The sequence below is a fragment of the Pseudomonas gozinkensis genome (assembly GCF_014863585.1).
GTDB lineage: Bacteria > Pseudomonadota > Gammaproteobacteria > Pseudomonadales > Pseudomonadaceae > Aquipseudomonas > Aquipseudomonas gozinkensis.
This window is the reverse complement of sequence record NZ_CP062253.1, coordinates 5,212,554-5,234,248: the sequence shown is the minus strand read 5'-3', so window position 1 is coordinate 5,234,248 and position 21,695 is coordinate 5,212,554. Positions and strand designations below refer to the sequence as shown.

At 59.7% G+C, this 21,695-nt stretch carries 23 protein-coding genes; 8 read left to right on the top strand and 15 right to left on the bottom strand.

Annotated elements, in window-relative coordinates; translation table 11 throughout:
• Window positions 1–38: 38 nt before the first annotated feature.
• On the bottom strand, window positions 39–1,148 hold the full coding sequence (locus tag IHQ43_RS23235) for an ABC transporter ATP-binding protein (RefSeq protein ID WP_179693896.1): 1,110 nt from the start codon (window positions 1,146–1,148) through the stop codon (window positions 39–41).
• Complete coding sequence (argF, locus tag IHQ43_RS23230) at window positions 1,145–2,065, bottom strand: ornithine carbamoyltransferase (RefSeq protein ID WP_192562255.1); 921 nt, start codon at window positions 2,063–2,065, stop codon at window positions 1,145–1,147. The genes IHQ43_RS23235 and argF overlap by 4 nt, the downstream gene beginning before the upstream one ends.
• Window positions 2,066–2,471: 406 nt before the next feature.
• Here argF and IHQ43_RS23225 point away from each other — a divergent pair, with 406 nt between their 5' ends.
• From IHQ43_RS23225 to grxD, 3 genes are all read left to right on the top strand, one after another.
• On the top strand, window positions 2,472–2,762 hold the full coding sequence (locus tag IHQ43_RS23225) for a hypothetical protein (protein WP_007953190.1): 291 nt from the start codon (window positions 2,472–2,474) through the stop codon (window positions 2,760–2,762).
• A 131-nt stretch (window positions 2,763–2,893) separates the two neighbouring features.
• Window positions 2,894–4,999 carry a molybdopterin oxidoreductase family protein gene (locus IHQ43_RS23220; RefSeq protein ID WP_192562254.1) on the top strand — a complete coding sequence of 702 codons (2,106 nt, stop codon included), beginning with the start codon at window positions 2,894–2,896 and terminating at the stop codon, window positions 4,997–4,999.
• A gap of 97 nt (window positions 5,000–5,096) precedes the next feature.
• Window positions 5,097–5,438: a Grx4 family monothiol glutaredoxin gene (grxD, locus tag IHQ43_RS23215; RefSeq protein WP_003227729.1), complete on the top strand. Its 342-nt coding sequence runs from the start codon at window positions 5,097–5,099 to the stop codon at window positions 5,436–5,438.
• A gap of 106 nt (window positions 5,439–5,544) precedes the next feature.
• Here the strand turns inward: grxD and bfr are convergent, their stop codons facing one another.
• Together bfr and IHQ43_RS23205 are read right to left on the bottom strand one after the other, a co-directional pair.
• Window positions 5,545–6,021, bottom strand: a complete 477-nt coding sequence (gene bfr / locus IHQ43_RS23210) for a bacterioferritin (RefSeq protein ID WP_007953192.1) — start codon at window positions 6,019–6,021, stop codon at window positions 5,545–5,547.
• A gap of 199 nt (window positions 6,022–6,220) precedes the next feature.
• The gene (locus IHQ43_RS23205) at window positions 6,221–6,439 is read right to left on the bottom strand and encodes a bacterioferritin-associated ferredoxin (RefSeq protein WP_007953193.1); all 219 of its coding nucleotides are present in this window, start codon (window positions 6,437–6,439) and stop codon (window positions 6,221–6,223) included.
• 291 nt (window positions 6,440–6,730) lie between these two features.
• On the opposite strand from IHQ43_RS23205, the gene IHQ43_RS23200 reads away from it, so the two are divergent.
• The gene (locus IHQ43_RS23200) at window positions 6,731–7,333 is read left to right on the top strand and encodes a peroxiredoxin (protein WP_007953195.1); all 603 of its coding nucleotides are present in this window, start codon (window positions 6,731–6,733) and stop codon (window positions 7,331–7,333) included.
• 73 nt (window positions 7,334–7,406) lie between these two features.
• Here the strand turns inward: IHQ43_RS23200 and rnt are convergent, their stop codons facing one another.
• Together rnt and pyrC are read right to left on the bottom strand one after the other, a co-directional pair.
• Window positions 7,407–8,081, bottom strand: a complete 675-nt coding sequence (gene rnt / locus IHQ43_RS23195; protein ID WP_007953196.1) for a ribonuclease T — start codon at window positions 8,079–8,081, stop codon at window positions 7,407–7,409.
• On the bottom strand, window positions 8,078–9,124 hold the full coding sequence (gene pyrC / locus IHQ43_RS23190) for a dihydroorotase (RefSeq protein ID WP_039765844.1): 1,047 nt from the start codon (window positions 9,122–9,124) through the stop codon (window positions 8,078–8,080). The genes rnt and pyrC overlap by 4 nt, the downstream gene beginning before the upstream one ends.
• A 160-nt stretch (window positions 9,125–9,284) precedes the next feature.
• Here pyrC and IHQ43_RS23185 point away from each other — a divergent pair, with 160 nt between their 5' ends.
• Both IHQ43_RS23185 and IHQ43_RS23180 read left to right on the top strand, forming a co-directional pair.
• A complete protein-coding gene (locus IHQ43_RS23185) occupies window positions 9,285–10,193 on the top strand; it encodes a flagellar protein MotY (protein WP_192562253.1) in 909 nt (302 codons plus the stop codon).
• 129 nt (window positions 10,194–10,322) lie between these two features.
• Window positions 10,323–11,540 carry an argininosuccinate synthase gene (locus IHQ43_RS23180; RefSeq protein WP_007953201.1) on the top strand — a complete coding sequence of 406 codons (1,218 nt, stop codon included), beginning with the start codon at window positions 10,323–10,325 and terminating at the stop codon, window positions 11,538–11,540.
• A gap of 132 nt (window positions 11,541–11,672) precedes the next feature.
• Here IHQ43_RS23180 and IHQ43_RS23175 read toward each other — a convergent pair whose 3' ends face one another.
• Window positions 11,673–12,254: a hypothetical protein gene (locus tag IHQ43_RS23175; RefSeq protein ID WP_192562252.1), complete on the bottom strand. Its 582-nt coding sequence runs from the start codon at window positions 12,252–12,254 to the stop codon at window positions 11,673–11,675.
• A gap of 396 nt (window positions 12,255–12,650) precedes the next feature.
• On the opposite strand from IHQ43_RS23175, the gene IHQ43_RS23170 reads away from it, so the two are divergent.
• Entirely contained in the window at window positions 12,651–13,277 is a 627-nt protein-coding gene (locus IHQ43_RS23170) for a response regulator transcription factor (RefSeq protein WP_192562251.1), read from the top strand.
• Window positions 13,278–13,363: 86 nt separating this feature from the next.
• Here IHQ43_RS23170 and IHQ43_RS23165 read toward each other — a convergent pair whose 3' ends face one another.
• From IHQ43_RS23165 to metG, 8 genes are all read right to left on the bottom strand, one after another.
• Window positions 13,364–13,543 carry a PA3496 family putative envelope integrity protein gene (locus IHQ43_RS23165; RefSeq protein WP_192562250.1) on the bottom strand — a complete coding sequence of 60 codons (180 nt, stop codon included), beginning with the start codon at window positions 13,541–13,543 and terminating at the stop codon, window positions 13,364–13,366.
• Between the two features lie 107 nt (window positions 13,544–13,650).
• Window positions 13,651–14,289 carry an endonuclease III gene (gene nth, locus IHQ43_RS23160; protein ID WP_192562249.1) on the bottom strand — a complete coding sequence of 213 codons (639 nt, stop codon included), beginning with the start codon at window positions 14,287–14,289 and terminating at the stop codon, window positions 13,651–13,653.
• Window positions 14,286–14,867, bottom strand: a complete 582-nt coding sequence (locus tag IHQ43_RS23155) for an Rnf-Nqr domain containing protein (RefSeq protein ID WP_192562248.1) — start codon at window positions 14,865–14,867, stop codon at window positions 14,286–14,288. The genes nth and IHQ43_RS23155 overlap by 4 nt, the downstream gene beginning before the upstream one ends.
• Window positions 14,864–15,469 carry an RnfABCDGE type electron transport complex subunit G gene (locus IHQ43_RS23150; protein WP_192562247.1) on the bottom strand — a complete coding sequence of 202 codons (606 nt, stop codon included), beginning with the start codon at window positions 15,467–15,469 and terminating at the stop codon, window positions 14,864–14,866. The genes IHQ43_RS23155 and IHQ43_RS23150 overlap by 4 nt, the downstream gene beginning before the upstream one ends.
• Window positions 15,466–16,449: an RnfABCDGE type electron transport complex subunit D gene (locus IHQ43_RS23145; protein WP_192562246.1), complete on the bottom strand. Its 984-nt coding sequence runs from the start codon at window positions 16,447–16,449 to the stop codon at window positions 15,466–15,468. The genes IHQ43_RS23150 and IHQ43_RS23145 overlap by 4 nt, the downstream gene beginning before the upstream one ends.
• Entirely contained in the window at window positions 16,436–17,650 is a 1,215-nt protein-coding gene (gene rsxB, locus IHQ43_RS23140; protein WP_192562245.1) for an electron transport complex subunit RsxB, read from the bottom strand. The genes IHQ43_RS23145 and rsxB overlap by 14 nt, the downstream gene beginning before the upstream one ends.
• A complete protein-coding gene (locus IHQ43_RS23135; protein ID WP_192562244.1) occupies window positions 17,647–18,216 on the bottom strand; it encodes an electron transport complex protein RnfA in 570 nt (189 codons plus the stop codon). The genes rsxB and IHQ43_RS23135 overlap by 4 nt, the downstream gene beginning before the upstream one ends.
• A gap of 131 nt (window positions 18,217–18,347) precedes the next feature.
• Entirely contained in the window at window positions 18,348–20,399 is a 2,052-nt protein-coding gene (metG, locus tag IHQ43_RS23130) for a methionine--tRNA ligase (protein WP_192562243.1), read from the bottom strand.
• Between the two features lie 155 nt (window positions 20,400–20,554).
• Here metG and apbC point away from each other — a divergent pair, with 155 nt between their 5' ends.
• Window positions 20,555–21,649 (top strand): iron-sulfur cluster carrier protein ApbC, encoded by a 1,095-nt coding sequence (gene apbC / locus IHQ43_RS23125; protein ID WP_192562242.1) that lies wholly within the window; start codon window positions 20,555–20,557, stop codon window positions 21,647–21,649.
• Window positions 21,650–21,695 lie beyond the last annotated feature (46 nt).

Sequence of the window (21,695 nt, the reverse complement as noted above, 5' to 3'; positions counted from 1 at the left end):
GAGGGAGCCATCAGGCTCCCTCATTGTTTGTGTGCAGATCAGTGCGCGGTGCTGTAACGGCGGACGCCGTTTTCCACGGCCGGAATCTGCGCTGCCGTGCTGCCGCTGGCCTGGAACAGCACCAGATGTTCCGCCGCCACCCGAATCCCGACATCCGCACCCACCTGATGGTCGGCATGGCTCGGGAAGATCGACTCCAGCTGTGCGCCGGTCGGCAGTTGCAGGCGATACAGGGTCGAAGCGCCTAGGAAGGTCTTTCCAACGATCCGTGCTTTCAACCCGCTGTCCGGCGCGTAGACGATGTCGTCCGGACGCAGCAGCACATCCACCGCGCCACCGATCGGCCAGGTGTAGGCGCGATTGCCGCGCAGTTCACCGAGTTCGGTCTGCACCGACTCCGGGCTGCCGAGCTGGCCGCGAATGAAGTAACCCTGACCGATGAAGCTGGCCACAAACGGCGTCGCCGGTTCGTGATAGAGGTTGTAGGGCGTGTCCCACTGCTCCAGCCGGCCTTCCTTGAACACACCGACGTGATCGCTGACGGCGAAGGCTTCTTCCTGGTCGTGCGTCACCAGAATCGCGCTGGTGCCACGGGCCTTGAGGATGTCCCGCACTTCGTGGCTGAGCTTGCGTCGCAATTCGCCATCGAGGTTGGAGAACGGCTCGTCGAGCAGCAACAGCTGCGGCTCAGGCGCCAGGGCGCGGGCGAGGGCGACACGTTGTTGCTGGCCGCCGGACAGCTCGTGGGGGAAGCGTTTGCCGAGGTTCTTCAGGTTGACCAGTTCCAGCAGCTCTTCGGTGACGCGCTCCTTGTTCGGGTGCTTGCGGATGCCGAAGGCGATGTTGTCCGCGACACTCAGGTGCGGGAACAGCGCGTAGTCCTGGAACACCATGCCGATCCGGCGTTTCTCCGGGGCGAGGGTGAAGCCGGCGCTGGAGATCACTTCACCGCCGAGAGAGATTTCCCCTTCGTGCACCGGTTCGAAACCGGCAATCGCGCGCAGGGTGGTGGTTTTGCCGCAGCCCGAGGAGCCGAGCAGGCAACCGATGTCGCCGGCGTTGAGGTGCAGATTGAGGTTCTGCACCACGCGTTGATCTTGATAGCCGCAAGCGAGGTTGCGCAGGTTCAGCAGTAATTCATGACTCATGCGTGGTGATATGCCGGTTCGACGAGGAACTCGAGCAGGGCCTTCTGTGCGTGGAGACGGTTTTCTGCCTGATCCCAGGCAACGGAGCGTGGGTCATCGAGCAGGTCGAGGCTGATTTCCTCACCGCGGTGGGCGGGAAGGCAGTGCAGGAATAACACGTCCTCGGCTGCCAGGTCGAGCAGGGCGCGGGTGACCTGGTACGGCGCGAACAGTTTGAGGCGCTTGGCGGTTTCTTCTTCCTGGCCCATGGAGGTCCAGACGTCGGTGCTCACCAGATGCGCGCCGCGCACGGCGTCTTCCGGGTCGCGGACGATGGTCACGCGGTCACCGGCCTTGGCCACGAACTCAGGGTTTGGCTCATAGCCTTCCGGACAAGCCACGCGCAACTGGAAGTCGAACTGGATCGCCGCTTCTATATAGCTGTTGCACATGTTGTTGCCGTCGCCGATCCAGGCCACGGTCTTGCCCTGGATCGAGCCACGGTGTTCGAGGAAAGTCTGCATGTCGGCCAGCAACTGGCACGGGTGCAGGTCATCGGACAGGCCGTTGATCACCGGCACGCGGGAGTTGGCGGCGAATTCGGTCAGGGTGCTGTGGGCAAAGGTACGGATCATCACCGCATCGAGCATGCTCGACATGACGATGGCGCAGTCGCCGATCGGCTCGCCACGACCCAGTTGGGTGTCGCGCGGGGACAGGAAGATTGCCTGGCCGCCGAGCTGGATCATGCCGGCCTCGAAGGAGATTCGGGTACGGGTCGAGGATTTCTCGAAGATCATCCCCAGGACGCGGTTTTTCAGAGGCTCGAACAGTACGCCGCGGTTACGCAGGTCCTTGAGCTCAACGCCTCGACGGATCACGCTGACCAGCTCTTCGGGCGTGCAATCCATCAGGGAGAGAAAGTGCCTTGCGCTCATCATTGACTACCTTTTTGCTACAAACCGCAGATGCTCAAAGCCTTGTTTATCGGAACAACGGGCGAGACCTGCGGCGTAAGCCGCACGGGGGCGACGAAATAGGGGAAGGCGCGATATTGACACTAAATGTCGCGTTTTTCCAATAGGCTACGGTTTTTGCAGAAATGCGCCGGGGTGAGAACAGTGCGAACACTGTGATTTCCGGTCAGTTTTCGAGAGGGTTGCGAGGCATTTGTACACTGGCCCCACCGGGCTTGGCAATCAGGCGCGGCGGGGATGGCACAGCCCTGGTCGGTTTGCGACCCGTGAGCCACCGGTTCGCTTGGTCGGATGCGCAGGCTGAAACATTTGCTAAAGCAAAGTGCTGGGTTATAAATAAATCACGAGCGACGCAGGAAGCCTCCGCATGGAATCGAAAGAAAAACTGTTAATGGAACTGCTGGGCCACACGGCACGCTCATTGACCCACCTCACCGCCTCGATGACCTCGATGTCCTTCGAACTGCTGCGCAGCGATGACGACGTGGTCAAGGCCGCCAGCCGGCAGATGATCGATCGCATGGCGACCATCAGTGCCGGGCTCGACGAGCACTGGCGACTGATCGGCGAACTCACCGGCGTCCATGTCGCCCACGAGCAGATCGAGACCATCCAGGAAATCCAGCTGGCCGCGCCGCCACAGCTTCCGGCGAACTGACGCGGGTCTATCGGCGGGCCTGATGGCCGCCGATTCACAAGACGAACGTCGCTGGCGCTGCACCGGGTCGCGGGCCATAGTTTTGTTCCCGCAGGCGTGATTGCCTGCCCAGAACAAGACAGAGACTGGCCATGACCAAGACTCTCCATCACCGTGCCTGCCACCTGTGTGAAGCCATCTGCGGCTTGACCATCGAAACCACCGAGACCGACGGCCAGGTGCAGATCACCTCGATCAAGGGCGATGCCCTGGACACGTTCAGTCGTGGGCACATCTGCCCCAAGGCCGTCGCGCTGCAGGATATCCAGAACGATCCGGATCGCCTGCGCCAGCCGATGCGCCGGGTCGGCAGCGAATGGCTGCCTATCGAGTGGGACGAAGCGTTCGAGCTGGTCGCCGAAAAACTCTCGGCGATTCAGGAGCGTCATGGGCAGAACGCGGTCGCCGTGTATCAGGGCAACCCCAGCGTGCACAACTACGGGCTGATGACCCACAGCAACTACTTCCTCGGCCTGTTGAAAACCCGCAACCGCTATTCGGCGACGTCGGTCGATCAACTGCCCCATCACCTGACCAGCTACTTGATGTACGGCCACGGCCTGCTGCTGCCGATCCCGGATATCGATCACACCGATTTCATGCTGATCCTGGGCGGCAATCCGCTGGCGTCCAACGGCAGCATCATGACCGTGCCGGATGTCGAGAAGCGTCTGAAGGCGATCCAGGCCCGGGGCGGCAAAGTGGTGGTGGTCGATCCTCGGCGCAGCGAGACGGCGGCGATGGCCGATCAGCATTTGTTCGTGCGCCCGGGTGGCGATGCGGCGTTGTTGTTTGGTGTGCTCAACACGCTATTCGATGAGGGGCTGGCTCGAGGCACTCATTTGCCGGTGGACGGCCTTGATGAGGTTCGCGCGGCGGTGGCAGGGTTCACCGCCGAAGCCATGAGCTCGTTGTGCGCCGTTCCCGCGGAACAGATTCGCCAACTGGCCCGGGACTTCGCCGCGGCGCCAAGCGCCGTTTGCTACGGCCGGATGGGTGTTTCCACTCAGGCCTTCGGCACGCTGTGCCATTGGGTCGTGCAGTTGATCAATCTGGTCACCGGGAATCTCGACCGCGTTGGCGGTGCCTTGTGCACCGAGCCTGCGGTGGATCTGGTGGCGTCCACTTCGGGCGGGCACTTCAACAAATGGCAGAGCCGCGTATCCGGGCGTCCTGAATACGGCGGCGAGTTGCCGGTCTCGGCATTGGCCGAAGAAATGCTCACCGAAGGCGAGGGGCAGATCCGCGCGTTGATCACCGTGGCCGGCAATCCGGTCCTGTCCACGCCCAACGGCCGGCAACTGGAGCAGGCGCTGGGCGGGCTGGAGTTCATGGTCAGTGTCGACCTGTATATCAACGAAACCACGCGCTATGCCGACCTGATCCTGCCGTCGACCTCGGCGCTGGAGAACGATCATTACGACACCACCTTCAACCTGTTCGCGGTGCGCAACGTCACCCGCTTCAACCGGGCGATTCTCGTCAAACCCGAAGGGGCGTTGCACGACTGGGAGATCTTTGTCGGCCTGGCCAAGGCCTTTGCCGCGAAGACCGGCAAGGAGCTGAAACCGACGATGCCGCCAGCGAAGATGATCGACATGGGGTTGCGCATGGGCCTTTACGGCGATGCGTCCGAGCACAGGTTGTCTCTGGCCACTCTGTTCGACCATCCTCACGGTGTCGACCTGGGCCCATTGAAGCCGAATCTTGCGGCGCGCCTGAAAACCGTTAATCAGCAGGTTCAGGCAGCGCCGCCGGAAATCCTCGCCGATCTGGCGCGTTTCGCCGCGTTGCAGGCGCCGGCCGCCGATGAGCTGTTGATGATCGGTCGCCGTCATGTGCGCAGCAATAATTCCTGGATGCACAATTATCATCGGCTGGTGAAGGGCAAGCCGCGTCATCAGTTGCTGATGAACCCGGACGATCTCGCCAGTCGCGGGCTCAGTGATGGTCAGCTTGTGCGGGTGAGTTCGCGGGTCGGGCAGATCGAGGTCGAAGTGCTGGGCAGTGCGGACATGATGAAGGGTGTGGTCAGCCTGCCGCACGGATGGGGCCATGCCCGGCCAGGTGTGCAGATGGCGATCGCCAGCGGTCAGCCCGGTTCCAGTGCCAATGACCTGACCGATGAATGCCAGCTCGACGAGCTCTCAGGCAATGCGGCGCTCAATGGCGTGCCGGTGACCGTGGCGGCGGCTTGAGCAAGTCTGTCGGGGAGACCGAGCAGGGCGCTCGGGATTCCGTTACAATGCGCCACCGTGCCGACCCATGAGTCGGAAAGTTCAGCCGAGGTGCTCCATGGATATCATCGAAACGATTAAAGAGCAGATTGCCAACAACACCATTCTGCTTTACATGAAAGGCTCGCCGAATGCCCCGCAGTGTGGCTTCTCCGCGAAAGCTGCGCAGGCTGTGATGGGCTGTGGCGAGAAGTTCGCCTACGTCGACATCCTGCAGAACCCGGAAATCCGCGCCAACCTGCCGAAATACGCCAACTGGCCGACTTTCCCGCAGCTGTGGGTCGGCGGTGAACTGGTCGGCGGCAGCGACATCATGGCTGAAATGTTCGCCAACGGTGAGCTGCAGACCCTGGTCAAGGAAGCATCCGCCAAGGCTGCTGCGGCCAAGTCCGAAGCCTGATTGGTTTCTGTCCGGATTTCGGCGAGTCTGAAGTCCGGGCAATAAAAAGCCCCGCCTCTCGAAAGAGGGCGGGGCTTTTTAGTGTCTCGAGTTTAGCGCTGGCTAATTACTCGTCTTCGCCCATCTGCGATTGCAGATAGTTCTCAAGACCGACTTTATCGATCAGGCCCAGTTGGGTTTCCAGCCAGTCGATATGTTCTTCTTCGGATTCAAGGATGTCTTCGAGCAGTTCGCGGCTGCCGAAATCACCGACGGATTCGCAGTGGGCGATGGCGACCTTCAGGTCGGCATGGCCGGTCTTCTCGATACGCAGGTCGCACTCCAGCATTTCCTTGGTGTGCTCGCCGATGTGCAGCTTGCCCAGATCCTGCACGTTCGGCAGGCCTTCGAGGAACAGGATGCGCTTGATCAGCTTGTCCGCGTGCTTCATCTCGTCGATGGATTCTTTGTACTCGTGCTTGCCGAGCTTGTTCAGGCCCCAATCTTCATACATGCGTGCATGCAGGAAGTACTGATTGATCGCGACCAGCTCATTGGCAAGGATCTTGTTGAGATGCTGGATGACTGTTACGTCGCCTTTCATGATGGGAGTCCTGCCCTAAGTAGCGGTATATAAGGCAGAGTTTGAGCTTGGTATTTATAAGTGTCAAACCTAAGTTATTGAATAATAAATGAAAATTAATCGGAATAAGAATGTTTGTGTTCCGCGTCTAGACGCTAAGCAGTTGATTTTCAGGCATAAAAAAACCGGACATAAGTCCGGTTCTTCGAATTCGGGATAATTACGCGGCGGTAAATTCTGCCGGGTAGGGGATCGCAGCCTGGGCGGTTTGCAGCTTGGTCAGGGTTTCGCGGACCACTTCCTTCGCCAGGCACGCACATTTGCCGCATTGGCTGGCTACGCCGGTGGCCTGACGGACTTCTTTATAGCTGCAGCAACCTTCATAGATCGCTTCGCGGATCTGTCCGTCGGTGACGCCAGTGCAGAGGCAAACATACATAAGTGAGAACCGTCGCTGGTTGTGACTCAATTGCGATGGATCTTAATGTTAACGAGAATGATTGTCAAAGTGCTTTCCCAGTGGTTTTCATTGCCAACGCCTGTGACTGACGAACGGTGGTTCATGGCGCAATGCCAGCCGGGATTTCGCGAAAAACCTTTAAGGACAGTCGAAAAACGCAGTGTATGATGGTCGGCCCTTGCGAAGGGGGTTCGTGTCACAGGGCTGTCGCCTGAGGGTGCCAGGCTGGCCCGAACCCTGAACTTCAAGTTTTTACACCAGGAGATATCAATGAGCGTACTCGTAGGCAAACAAGCCCCTGACTTCACCGTCCCGGCCGTACTCGGCAATGGCGAGATCGTTGACAGCTTCACCCTGTCCTCGGCCATCAAAGGCAAATACGGCCTGGTGTTCTTCTACCCGCTGGACTTCACCTTCGTCTGCCCGTCCGAGCTGATCGCTCTGGACAACCGCATGGCCGACTTCAAGGCACGCAACGTAGAAGTGATCGCCGTGTCGATCGACTCGCACTTCACCCACAACGCCTGGCGCAACACCCCGGTCAACAATGGCGGCATCGGTCAGGTGAAATACACCATGGCTGCCGACATGAAGCACGACATCGCCAAGGCCTACGACGTTGAATCCGAAGGCGGCGTGGCTTTCCGTGGCGCGTTCCTGATCGACGACAAAGGCGTTGTCCGCTCGCAGATCGTCAACGACCTGCCGCTGGGCCGTAACATGGAAGAGCTGATCCGTCTGGTCGACGCGCTGCAATTCCACGAAGAGCACGGCGAAGTCTGCCCTGCCAACTGGAAAAAAGGCGACAAAGGCATGAACGCTTCGCCAGAAGGCGTTGCGGCTTACCTGACCGAGAACGCTGCTGCCCTGTAAGGCGCAACGTCGAGGTACAAAAAAACCGGCCCATGTGGCCGGTTTTTTTATATTAGGAAAAACCCGACGAGGATCAGTCGTCGAAGTCTTCCCAGCCGCCCATTTGTTTCCAGCGGTTGACGATGCCGCAGAACAGCTCGGCCGTTTTCTCGGTGTCGTAACGCGCGGAGTGCGCTTCACGGCCGTCGAAGTCGATGTCGGCTGCCTGACAGGCCTTGGCCAATACGGTCTGGCCGTAAGCCAGACCGGCGAGGGTCGCGGTGTCGAAGCTGGAGAACGGGTGGAACGGGTTGCGCTTCATGTCCAGCCGCGCAACGGCAGCGTTCAGGAAGCCCAGGTCGAAGCTGCTGTTGTGGCCGACCAGAATCGCCCGCTTGCAGCCGTTGGCCTTCAAGGCCTTGCGCACGCCGCGGAAGATGTCGGTCAGGGCCGTTTCTTCGCTGACGGCCATGCGCAACGGGTGATCGAGCTTGATCCCGGTGAACTCCAGCGCGGCCGCTTCAACGTTGGCGCCTTCGAACGGCTCGACACGGAAGAAGTAGGTGTGATCCGGGTAGACGAAACCCTTTTCATCCATGGCGATGGTGGTCGCGGCAATCTCCAGCAAAGCGTCGGTGGCCGAGTTGAAACCACCGGTTTCTACGTCGACGACAACCGGCAGGTAGCCGCGAAAGCGTGCTGCCATTGGATGGCGCGAACCGCCGCCACCTTGACCGTCCAGTTCGTCGTCGAAATGGTCTTCACTCACGCGTGTTCCTCCAGCAGGCGCCAGCGCAGTTTTTCACCGGCGCGCAGCGGGATAACGGTCAGCTCGCCGAAAGGCAGGCTGGTCGGGGCGGTCCATTCGTCACGAACCAGGGTGATGCGATCGGTGTTGGCCGGCAGGCCGTAGAAACGCGGGCCGTTGAGGCTGGCGAACGCTTCGAGCTTGTCCAGCGCATTGCGCTGTTCGAAGGCTTCGGCATACAGCTCGATGGCGGCGTACGCGGTGTAGCAGCCGGCGCAGCCGCAGGCGGCTTCCTTGGCGTGCTGGGCGTGCGGCGCCGAGTCGGTACCGAGGAAGAACTTCGCGCTGCCACTGGTGGCGGCGTCGAGCAGGGCTTCCTGGTGCGTGTTGCGCTTGAGGATCGGCAGGCAATAGAAGTGCGGCCGGATCCCGCCCACCAGCATGTGGTTGCGGTTGTAGAGCAGGTGATGCGCGGTGATGGTCGCGCCGACGTTGGCCGAAGCCTCGTTGACGAACTGCACGGCGTCGCCGGTGGTGATGTGTTCGAAGACCACTTTCAGCGTCGGGAAGCGCTCGACCACGCGGCGCATGTGCTCGTCGATGAAGATTTTTTCGCGGTCGAACACGTCGACGTCGCCACGGGTGACTTCACCGTGGATCAACAGCGGCATGCCGACTTCGGCCATGGCTTCCAGCGCCGGGAAAATCTTGTCGATGCTGGTGACCCCGGAATCGGAGTTGGTGGTGGCGCCGGCCGGGTACAGCTTGGCGGCATGCACGAAACCGCTGGCCTTGGCTTCACGGATTTCTTCGGGCTGGGTGCGGTCGGTGAGGTACAGCACCATCAGCGGCTCGAAACGACTGCCGGCCGGGCGGGCAGCGAGAATCCGCTGGCGATAGCCGTCGGCTTCAGCGGCGTTGCGCACCGGAGGTACCAGGTTGGGCATGATGATGGCGCGACCAAAGGTGCGCGCGACATCCGCAACGGTATTGGTCAACACGGCACCATCGCGAAGATGAATGTGCCAGTCGTCGGGACGCAGCAGGGTCAGGCGGTCGGACATGAGGGGATTCCAGGCGGGTCAAACTGAGGCGAATGCTACCGGAAAAGACTCTTGCAGGCACTCGCTATCAAGTTTTGCGACGAGCGTCCGATATCCCGTAGGTATGCCGTAAAGATGTATGTCTCGGTCTTTTTTGTTGTAGAAACCAATGGAGCCTCCCGTGCGCCAGCGATATCTAGCCTTGCTCAGTGTGTTTGCCAGCCTTCCAGCGATGGCACTGACCTACCAGACCCGTCTGGAGAACATTGAGTGGACGGTCGAGGGCGACAAGTTCGAGTGCCGTCTGACGCAGCCGATCACCGACTTCGGTTCGGGGCAATTCGTGCGCAAGGCCGGCGAGCAGGCGACCTTTCGCCTGAACGCCTACAACGCCATGCTCGGCGGCGGTTCGGCGACCTTGCTGGCGGCGGCCGCGCCGTGGCAGCCGGGACGTGGCGACATCAATCTGGGCACTGTCCGGTTGGGCAGCGGCAACGTGTTGTTCAACAGTTCTCAATCCCAGGCCGGGCAGTTGATCAGCGGGCTGATGGACGGTCGCAGCCCGGTGGTACGCCGGGCATCGGGCGATGGTCGGGTGTCGGAAGTGCGGCTTTTGCCGGTCAAGTTCAGCAAGGCGTTCAACGACTATCAGACCTGCGTGGCGAAACTCTTGCCGCAGAATTTCGATCAGGTCAAACAGTCGCAGATCGGCTTCCCCGGCGAAGGCATCGAGCTGGACGCTGCCGCCAAGGCCAAGCTGCAAGTGATGCTCGAATATATGAAGGCCGATCCGACGGTCAATCACATCGAACTCGACGGCCACTCCGACAACAGCGGCAATCGCCTGACCAATCGCGAACTGTCGCGCCGCCGCGCGCTGGCAGTGGTCGACTTCTTCAAGGCCAACGGCATCCAGGAATCGCAGATCACCGTGCGTTTCCATGGAGAGCGCTACCCGTTGGTGCCGAACACCAATGCCGCCAACCGGGCCAAGAACCGTCGGGTCAATGTGCATCTGGCGCGGGTGGCACCAACGGCGGCTCCGGCACCGACGGCCAGCGCCCCGGCCAATGCTGCGGCGACTTCCTGACCCGTTGGTCATCGTCGCCCTCTCGACAGATTCTGTCGCTTTGTCGTCTTAAGCTGTCGCGCCTCTGTAAATTATCGCGTTTGAGCGGTAGACTCCTCGGCTTTCCGTAGAACCCCGTGGAGTGATGGCATGGCGGACGTAAACAAGGTCGTTCTGGCGTATTCCGGCGGCCTGGACACTTCGGTGATCCTCAAGTGGCTGCAGGATACTTATAACTGTGAAGTCGTGACCTTCACCGCTGACCTGGGTCAGGGCGAAGAAGTCGAGCCGGCTCGCGCCAAGGCGCAGGCCATGGGCGTCAAAGAAATCTACATCGACGACCTGCGCGAAGAATTCGTGCGTGACTTCGTGTTCCCGATGTTCCGCGCCAACACCGTTTACGAGGGCGAGTACCTGCTGGGTACTTCCATCGCGCGTCCGCTGATCGCCAAGCGTCTGATCGAAATCGCCAACGAAACCGGCGCCGACGCCATTTCCCACGGTGCCACCGGCAAAGGCAACGACCAGGTCCGTTTCGAACTGGGTGCCTACGCACTCAAGCCAGGCGTGAAAGTGATCGCTCCATGGCGCGAGTGGGACCTGCTGTCCCGCGAGAAGCTGATGGACTACGCCGAGAAGCACGCGATCCCGATCGAGCGTCACGGCAAGAAGAAATCCCCGTACTCGATGGACGCCAACCTGCTGCACATCTCCTATGAAGGCGGCGTGCTGGAAGACACCTGGACCGAGCACGAAGAAGACATGTGGCGCTGGACCGTCTCCCCGGAGAAGGCTCCTGACACCCCGCAGTACCTGGAACTGACCTACCGCAACGGCGACATCGTCGCGCTGGACGGCGTTGAAATGACCCCGGCCACCGTGCTGGCAACGCTGAACAAGATCGGTGGCGAGCATGGCATCGGCCGTCTCGATATCGTTGAAAACCGTTACGTCGGCATGAAGTCCCGTGGCTGCTACGAAACCCCGGGCGGCACCATCATGCTGCGCGCTCACCGCGCCATCGAGTCGATCACCCTGGACCGCGAAGTCGCTCACTTGAAAGACGAGCTGATGCCGAAATACGCCAGCCTGATCTACACCGGTTACTGGTGGAGCCCGGAGCGTCTGATGCTGCAACAAATGATCGACGCTTCCCAGGTCAACGTTAACGGCGTCGTACGCCTGAAGCTGTACAAGGGCAACGTGATCGTGACTGGCCGCAAGTCCGACGATTCGCTGTTCGACGCCAATATCGCGACCTTCGAAGAAGACGGCGGCGCTTACAACCAGGCCGACGCGGCGGGCTTTATCAAGCTCAACGCGCTGCGCATGCGCATTGCTGCCAACAAGGGCCGCAAGCTGTTCTGATCCGTTCGGTTCGGATGTGAAACTAAGGCCTTGTCGTAAGACAAGGCCTTTTTGTTTCGGGGGCTCCTTTCTTCAAGCTGATCCGGACCCGTATTTTCGCCGCTTTCGCTGTGCCCGCCTTCTCCGACGTGTTCAAACTTTTTCCACCTGAATCATACTCATTGAATCCACGTCGTAAAAAATGCAGTAGGTAGTTCCGGCAGCTTTCTTTCCCTGTTTAAACGATTTGTAGACGTTCTCTGTTAATGAAACGTCCGGTATCGAGTGGGTCAGGAACAGGAATATTCTGAGTGAATGCTTGGAGGGATGTGGGCTTTTTTCCAATAGTGCGTCCGTTTCAAATTCGCTATTTCGTCCCCTGATATCAACGATATATAGCGTGGTGAGCGACTTTTGCAGTTTTACGGAGAGTAACTCTATGTTGGATTGTGTGGTTGTTCCATGCAGGTGGGATGCAGCTTCCTCAAATGCCTTTAAAAAATTCTTGTCATTTTCAAAGTCTGAAGGCGCATAAAGGGATCGATAGTTGAAGTTAAGAGTTATGAAGAACAGGAACGACAGGAAAAAAGGAAAGCTGATTAAAAGCCAAATGTAGATCTTCCGTTCTTCGTTATCGAGAAAGGGCAGGGAAACCGCTGCAGAGGTCTCGGTTATCAATGCAAATACGGCAATGATGCTTATAGGGTTGGTGATCTTTCTGTTGTTTTTTAACATGTGCTTTGCTCATGAGGTTGTTGTTCTCGTCATGGGGGTTAGTGATTTGTATCGCTGGGCGCCAGGTAGAGAGTCCAGTGCTAGTTAGTTGGTGTTTATATGAAATATCGTTAAATTAATATAGATATGTTGTTTCGGATTTTAATTTTTTGGTGGGTTTGTTTTTTATTGAGTGTCTTGTCAAGGTATTGTCGAGTTGCGATCGGTTTGATGGCTGGCTTTATGTTCTTGCCAGGCTATCTTTTTTGCGGTGGTCCTTTTCTGTAGGAATAATCTTTATTGGCTGTAGGAGGTGTCTCTTGATGCCGGTGTGAATGAACTTCTCCATGCCATGAGTGAAATGACTGCGTTATTGTGCCGGTTCTAAAAATTCGAACAGCGAAACTGGACTTGCCCATGAATAAAGTGCTGATCGTGGATGATCACCCCGTCATTCGTCTTGCGGTACGTATGCTGATGGAGCGTCATGGCTACGAAGTCATTGCAGAAACCGACAATGGAGTGGATGCGTTACAACTTGCCCGTGATCAGATGCCGGATATCGTAATACTGGATATCGGCATACCGAAACTGGATGGACTGGAAGTCATTGCGCGCCTTACAACAAGCGCGATGCCATTGAAAGTACTTGTGCTGACATCCCAGTCACCCGGGCACTTCTCCATGCGCTGCATGCAATCGGAGGCGGCGGGTTATGTTTGCAAGCAGCAGGATCTGACTGAGTTGTTGAGCGCCATCAAGGCGGTGCTGTCCGGGTATAGTTATTTTCCGAACCAGGCGCTGCACACCGTACGGACCAGCCTGGGAAATGCCAGTGAGGCCGATATGGTTGATCGTCTGTCCGGGCGAGAGATGATGGTCTTGCAACAGCTGGCGCGCGGCAAGACCAACAAGGAAATTGCCGATGGGATGTTTCTCAGCAACAAGACCGTGAGTACCTACAAGACCCGGTTGTTACTGAAACTCAACGCGCGATCACTGGTGGATCTGATCGAACTGGCACAGCGAAACGGTCTTGTCTGACTGTTTAGTGGCTGACGATCATGGGCGGGTCGGAATCAGCGTGCGACAGAAAAGGAAAAGCCTCCGTTTCGGGAGGCTTTCAAATGTCAGAGATCAAAATCGTAATCGGCCAATTGCTTCTGCAGTCGGCGCTCCTCGAGCAGGTTGTCGATGGTCCGGCGCTTGCTGAGATTGGTCTTGGCGACTTCAACCACCGGTTCGGTGTCGTCGGTTTCGGCAGCGGTGAAATCGTCATCTACATCCAGTTGTTCTTTGCTGTCAGTCATAAGGTTAACTCCAGGCTAAGACGGCCTTTGGCGCTCCTTATATCGATATTCCAGCAGATGGTAAAAAAGATTTTTTCAATCGATAAATCAATAAAACCAATAGCCGCTCAATCGTCAGAAGTTTTGTGCTTGTAATCGCACAGGTCTTCGATCCGACAGCTTCCACAGCGCGGCTTGCGCGCCAGACAGACGTAGCGACCGTGCAGAATCAGCCAGTGGTGGGAGTCCAACAGGTATTCCTTTGGCACGAACTTCATCAGCTTCTTTTCCACCTCGACCACATTTTTACCCGGCGCAATGCCGGTGCGGTTGCTGACGCGGAAGATGTGGGTGTCCACGGCCATGGTCAACTGGCGGAAAGCGGTGTTGAGCACGACGTTGGCGGTCTTGCGGCCAACGCCGGGCAAGGCTTCCAGTTCTTCGCGCGTCTGCGGGACTTCGCCATTGTGCAGCTCGACCAGCAGGCGGCAGGTCTCGATCACATTTTTGGCCTTGCTGTTATAGAGGCCGATGGTCTTGATGTACTCGGACAGTCCTTCGACGCCCAGGGCATGAATGGCCGCCGGCGTGTTCGCCACCGGGTACAGCTTGGCCGTCGCTTTATTCACACCGACGTCCGTGGATTGTGCGGACAGAATCACCGCGATCAACAATTCGAAAGGCGAGGAGTAGGCCAGTTCGGTCTTGGGCTCGGGGTTGTCCTCGTGAAGCCTGCGGAAGATCTCCAGTCGTTTTGCGGCATTCATGGGTGATGCGTTTCCTCGGGTAGGTCGCAGGTGCGAGTCCAGGCCTGACGGGCGGCCAGTAACAGTCCAAGCAATATGAAGGCGCCGGGAGCCAGCGTCGCGAAATGCAGGCCGTCGCCGAACAGAATCAAACCTTGCCAGTGTTCCGGCAGATGATGGCCGATGCTGCCCTGACCGATCAGCTCACGCAACACCGCGAGCACAATCATCAGCACGGCAAACAGGCCGCACAGTTTCAGTCGATTACGGACAGGCCGGCGAAAAAATCCATTGTGCTCTATCACGACGCACTGCAAGCCAATCAGCCCGGCATAAAGACTGAACAGTTGATGCCACTGCAGCGCAACGCGTTGCAGAAAGATATCGGCGCAGCCCGCCAGGGTCGCGGCCAGCACCAGACTGACCGGCAACAGGCTCTCGCTGCTCAGGCGCGAGCGCAGCGGTGCCATACACAAACCGTAAACGCCCACGACAACGGTGAACATCAGCAGAGTCGCCAGCGCACCCGCCACGGAGTCGGTGGCACCGATCAACAGCACCAGCATCATTGAGTTCGACAGAGTCGCAGGCGTGTTCATGGCGCGCTCCCGAGCAGGGTCGTCCGGTGTTCATCGAAGTAACGCAGGGCATCGTGGATGGCATTGATGGTCGCGCGAGACGTAATGGTTGCGCCAGCGATCTGGTCGAATTGCCCCTGATCCTTTTTGAGTGCCCATCCGGCGTCCGTCGGTTGGCCGCTCGATTTTCCAGTAAAGGTCTGAAGCCAGCCATTCGGCCAGTCGCCGATATGCCCACCCAGCGAAGGCGTTTCGTTTTGTTCGAGGGTTTTCACACCAAGCAATCGGCCATTGGCATCGATGGCAATCAGCAACTCGATATTGCCGGCATAACCTTGGGTCTGGCTGCGCAGCAGGATCGCCACGGGCTGGCTGCCTTTGGTCGCCCGATAACCGCCCAGCAACAGACTGTGGCTCAGGTTGATGTCGGTCAGCGCCAGAGGTTGTTCAAGCGGCTGATTGTCGTAAGCGTCGACCGGCAGCACGTCCAGCAGTTTGCGACTTTCAAGCAGACGCTGTTCGGCGGCGATCTGCGGTGCATTGCTGTGTTGCACCAGCCACGTCACGCCGATGCCCAGCGCGGTAATCAACGCCAGTGTGATCAGGCTGCTCGTGCGGTTCATGGCGCCACCTGCCTCTGACGGGCCATGGCGAAGCGCTCCAGCGCCGGCACGCACAGGTTCATCAACAGCACCGCAAATGCCACGCCATCCGGGTAACCGCCCCACGTGCGAATCACATACGTCAGCAACCCCACGCCGGCGCCGAACAGCAGGCGGGCGAGCGGGCTTTTGGCCCCCGACACCGGTTCCGTGACGATGAAGAATGCCCCCAGCATGGTCGCGCCGCTCAGCAGGTGAAACAGCGGCGAGCCGTGGGAGTCCGATCCCGAACCGTTCCAGCACAACAGGCTGATCACGAACAGGCTGGCGAGCATGCCGACCGGCGCATGCCAGCCAAACACCCGACGCTGCAACAGCAACAACCCGCCGGCGAGGAACGCCAGGTTCACCCATTCAACGCCGTGCCCGCCAAAGCGACCGAATGCCGGATTGCCGGCAAACAGTTCGTCCATGGTCAGGCTTTTATTGATGCGCAGACTGTCCAGCGCAGTGGCCTGAACCCAGCCATCCGGCTGTGAGCCAAGATTGAACACCTGGCCAAAAGCCGCCGCCAGATCCATGCCGTGGGCCGGCCAATGGGTCATCGGTTGCGGGAACATCACCATGGCCAGCGCGAAGCCGAGCATGGCCGGATTGAACGGATTTCGGCCAACACCACCGTACAGATGTTTGCCCAGCAGCAGCCCCGAGGCGATCGCCGTGACCGTCAGCCACCACGGGCAGTAAGGCGGCAGGGCGATTGCCAGCAGTGTGGCGCTGACCACCGCGCTGCCATCGGTCAAGGTGGCTTGCAGCGGTTGCCGGCGCAGATGAGTCACGGTGGCTTCGACGCTCAAGGCTGAGACGATGGACAGGAGCAGGTTGATCAACACGCCCCAACCATAAAACCAGAACAACGCCAGCAATCCCGGCAATGTCGCCAGTAAAACCAGCTTCATTGCCTGTTGCAGGCGTTCGTCTCTGGTCTCAATCGATGACATGGGCTTGTACCTGCCGCTCCGCTTCTTGCAGGCGGGCACGGGCTTTTTCGAGGATGTCGGCGGGCGTGCCGTCGCGTCGTTGCAGTTTGTTCAGGTCGGCGCGAGCGTAAGCCAGTTCGGTTTTCAGCTGGCGAAGCTGGTCGTTGATCGGACGTTTCTCGACACGCACAAGCTCGGGCGCCGGTTGATCGCTGGCGGCTTCGGCGCTGTGCAGCGCCTGTTCGGCGTCACGCAGCGCTTGCTCCAGCGCGGCGATCTCGGCTGGCGGGGCCTCTGCGTTTTGTGCCTTTTTCAGCTCGGCGCGGCGCATCGCCAACTGGATTTTCGCCCTTTTCAAATCGGCGTCCTTTGCCGGGGCGGCCACGACCGGCGCAGGTGTCGCGCTGCTTTCCAGCTTCGCCAGTGCCTGTTCGGCCGCTTCGAACTGCTGCTGCAGGACGATCAGTTGCGATTGTTGATCGAAGGTCGGCGGATGACCGAATGCCTTGAGCGACTTGTTCAACTGCGCCCGACTCATGGCCACGTCGATCTTGGCCTTTTTCAGCGCGGCATCGGCGGTGGCGGCTTTTTGCGCACGCACCCGTTCCAGCGCCGCCTGCACCGGATCGAGCGAGGTGGCGGCGACTTCTACCTGTGCCGCGCGCTGCGCCCGGGCCTCGCGTTCGGCCTGCTTCTGCTGTTCTTCGCGTTGCAGGCGAGCATTGCGCCGTTCGAAACGCTGGCGGGCGTGATCGCGTTTGGTTGCGCGGGCCTGCTGTTCTTCAAGGCTTGTGGCCAGACCACTGACCACCGGCAGCGTGCCCGGCGGCAGCGGATGCATCTCGATGCAATCGACCGGGCAGGGCGCCACGCACAGATCGCAACCGGTGCATTCGTCGATGATGACCGTGTGCATCAGCTTCGCCGCGCCGACAATGGCGTCGATCGGGCAGGCCTGGATGCACTTGGTGCAGCCGATACATTCGGCCTCACGGATGTAGGCCACTTGCGGCGGCGCCGAACCGCGGCTGATGTCCAGCTCCAGCACCGGGATTTTCAACAGTTCGGCCAGTGCCGCGATGGTTTCGTCGCCACCCGGCGGGCACTTGTTGATCGGCTCGCCGTCGGCGATGCCTTCAGCATAGGGTTTGCATCCGGGATGGCCGCACTTGCCGCATTGGGTCTGCGGCAGCAAGGCATCGATCCGTTGAATCAGACTCATGTTTTGATCAGTCCACTGAATCCGAGAAAAGCCACGGCCATCAGTCCGGCGCCGATCAACAGGATCGGCAGGCCACGAAAGGGCAGGGGAATATCGTTGTCGGCCGTGCGCTCACGCAAATCGCTGAACAGGCTCAACACCAGCCAGAAACCCAGACCGGCGCCCAGGCTCAACGCAATCGCATGAAACAGGCCTTTATCCGTTTGCGCGTTGATCAGCGTCAGCCCCAGCACACCGGCATTGCCCAGCAGCAGCGGCCACAAGCCGTCGAATGGCAGCGTGGGCCGCCAATGCGCCAACAGCTTCAGCAACGGCGTGATCAGCAGGACGCTCAACGGCAGAAACACAAACAGCCGCAGGAATTCCAGTTGCAACGGCACCAGCAGCCAATGCCAGATCGCATAACCCGTCACGCCGACAATCAGCATCAGACACAACGTCGCCAGCCCTAGTGCATGCACCTGACGGCGTTCGCCCGCCAGCAGCGGATCGACGCCCAGCGGCCAGTGCAACACGAAGTTGTTGATCAGCGCAGCACTGAAGAGCGTAAGCACGAGTTCGGTCATGGTTCTGCCGGCAGGAACGGGCGTGTGTCACTTAAGGTTAGGCATTATCCGGCAGCCGTGGAGCGCGGGCCAGATATGAAAAATCCCACAGGCGCACGGAGCACGCCTGTGGGATCAGTCAGGGCAGAACCTTACTTGATGCGCTGACCCGGCTTGGCGCCGCTGTCCGGGCTCAGCAGGTAGATTTCTTCACCGCCAGGGCCGGCCGCCATCACCATGCCTTCGGAGATGCCGAACTTCATTTTCCGTGGCTTGAGGTTGGCGATCATCATGGTCAGACGACCGTCGAGCTTCGACGGATCCGGGTAAGCGCTCTTGATCCCCGAGAACACGTTGCGTTGTTCGTCACCGATATCCAGGGTCAGACGCAGCAACTTGTCCGCACCTTCAACGTGTTCGGCCTTGACGATCAGCGCGACGCGCAGGTCGACGGCGGCGAAGGTGTCGAAGTCGATTTCCGGCGACAGCGGATCCTTGGCCAGTTCGCCTTTGCCGGCCGGCGCAGCGGCGCCGGTGTCGGTCTGGCTGGCGGTCAGGTCTTCTTTCGAGGCGTCGGTCATGGCTTGCACTTTTACCGGGTCGATGCGGGTCATCAACGGTTTGAATTCGTTCAACTGGTGGTTGGCCAGCAGGGTGGTGTGGTCGTTCCAGGTCAGCGGGGCGACGTTGAGGAACGCCTCGGCATCGGCGGCCAGCACTGGCAGCACCGGTTTGAGGAAGATCACCAGCTGGCGGAACAGGTTGATCGCCGTGGCGCAGACCGCCTGGACTTCATCCTGCTTGCCTTCCTGCTTGTTCAGCGACCATGGCGCCTTGTCAGCGATCCAGGCGTTGGCGCGGTCGGCCAAAGCCATGGTTTCGCGCATGGCACGGGCGAAATCGCGGGCCTCATAGGCGTCGGCGATGCTCGGCGCAGCGGCCAGGAACGCTTCGGTCAGTTCCGGCGCGGCGTTGGTGTCCACCAGCAGGCCGGCGTTGCCCTTCTGGATGAAACCGGCGCAACGGCTGGCGATGTTGACGACTTTGCCGACCAGGTCGGAGTTGACCTTCTGCACGAAGTCTTCGAGGTTCAGGTCGAGGTCGTCCACGCCACGGCCCAGTTTGGCCGCGTAGTAATAGCGCAGGTATTCCGGCGACAGGTGATCCAGGTAGGTACGGGCCTTGATGAAGGTGCCGCGGGACTTGGACATCTTCTGACCGTTGACGGTCAGGTAGCCGTGTACGTTGATCCCGGTCGGCTTGCGGAAACCCGCGCCTTCGAGCATCGCCGGCCAGAACAGGGCGTGGAAGTTGACGATGTCCTTGCCGATGAAGTGGTACAGCTCGGCGGAGGAGTCCTTGCCCCAGAACGCGTCGAAGTCCAGCTCCGGCGTGCGGTTGCACAGGTTCTTGAAGCTGGCCATGTAGCCGATCGGCGCGTCCAGCCACACGTAGAAATATTTGCCTGGCTCGCCCGGGATCTCGAAACCGAAGTACGGCGCATCGCGGGAGATGTCCCACTGTTGCAGGCCGGCGTCCAGCCATTCGGCGATCTTGTTGGCGACGGCGTCCTGCAGGGTGCCGCTGCGGGTCCAGGCCTGCAGCATTTCCTGGAAGTCCGGCAGCTTGAAGAAGAAGTGCTGGGAATCCTTGAGCACCGGGGTGGCGCCGGAGATTGCCGACTTCGGATCCTTCAGGTCGGTCGGCGCGTAGGTCGCACCGCATTTTTCGCAGTTGTCGCCGTACTGGTCTTCGGTGCCGCACTTCGGGCAGGTGCCCTTGATGAAGCGGTCGGCCAGGAACATTTTCTTTTCCGGGTCGAAATACTGGGTGATCGAACGTTGGGCGATGTGTCCGGCGTCACGCAGCTTCAGGTAGATCTGGCTCGACAGCTCACGGTTTTCTTCGGCGTGAGTGGAGTGGAAGTTGTCGAAGTCCACCAGGAACTCGGCAAAGTCGGCGCTGTGTTCGGCCTGGACGTTGGCGATCAGTTGTTCCGGGGTGATGCCTTCCTTTTCCGCGCGCAGCATGATCGCCGAACCGTGGGCGTCGTCGGCGCAGACATAGATGCACTGATTGCCGCGATGCTTCTGGAAGCGCACCCACATATCGGTCTGGATGTATTCCAGCATATGGCCAAGGTGGATCGAACCGTTGGCGTAGGGCAGGGCGCTGGTGACGAGAATCTTGCGTGGTTCGGACATGTGGGGCTTCGCTACTTGATGAAACGGAGGTCGGCCACTATAAAGCGCCGGGAAAGATATTTCACCTCTGCAAATCGTTGCCGGACATGCCGTCCGGAGGACAGAAGGGGTAGGATACCCGCCATCTTTTCCCAGTCTTGTTATCGGAGTTGCCCATGAGCGCCGTCACTCGCGCAGCGGTGGAAGCCGTCCTCAGCCAATACACCGACCCTTACCTGAACCAGGATCCGGTCAGCGCCGGTTGCGTGCGCAACATCGAAATCACCGGTGATCGTGTCAATGTGCAGCTGGAAATCGGCTATGCCGCCGGTCTGTTTAAAAGCGGCTGGGCGCAACTGCTGCAACTGGCCATCGAAAACCTCGACGGTGTGGTGACTGCTAGGGTCGAGGTCAACAGTGTGATCGCCGCGCACAAGGCCCAGGCGCAGATTCCGGGGCTGGCCAACGTGAAGAACGTGGTCGCCGTGGCGTCGGGCAAGGGCGGTGTGGGCAAATCCACCACCGCCGCCAACCTGGCGCTGGCACTGGCCCGTGAAGGCGCGAAGGTCGGGATTCTCGATGCCGATATCTACGGCCCGAGCCAGGGCATCATGTTCGGCATTCCCGAGGGCACCCGCCCGCAGGTCAAGGATCAGAAATGGTTCGTGCCGCTGCAGGCCCACGGTGTCGAAGTGATGTCGATGGCGTTCCTGACCGACGACAACACGCCGATGGTCTGGCGCGGGCCGATGGTCTCCGGCGCGCTGCTGCAACTGGTGACGCAAACCGCTTGGGGCGACCTGGATTATCTGGTGATCGACATGCCGCCAGGCACCGGCGACATTCAGCTGACCCTGGCGCAGAAAGTCCCGGTGGCCGGCGCCGTGATCGTCACCACGCCACAGGATCTGGCGCTGCTCGATGCGCGCAAAGGCGTGGAGATGTTCCGCAAGGTCAACATCCCGGTACTGGGCGTGGTGGAAAACATGGCCGTGCACATCTGCTCGAACTGCGGGCACGCCGAGCATCTGTTCGGTGAGGGCGGTGGCGAGAAACTGGCGACCCAGTTCGGCGTCGAACTGCTGGCCTCGTTGCCGCTGTCGATGCTGATCCGCGAACAGGCCGATGGTGGCAAGCCGACGGTGATTTCCGAGCCGGACAGCCAGATCGCCATGGTCTATCAGGAACTGGCCCGCCACGTCGGCGCGCGGATCGTGTTGCAGGAAGCGGCATCGCCGGCGATGCCGAACATCACCATCAGCGACGATTGATTTTGCCGCGCCGCTGAAAAAAACTGTGGGAGCGAGCTTGCTCGCG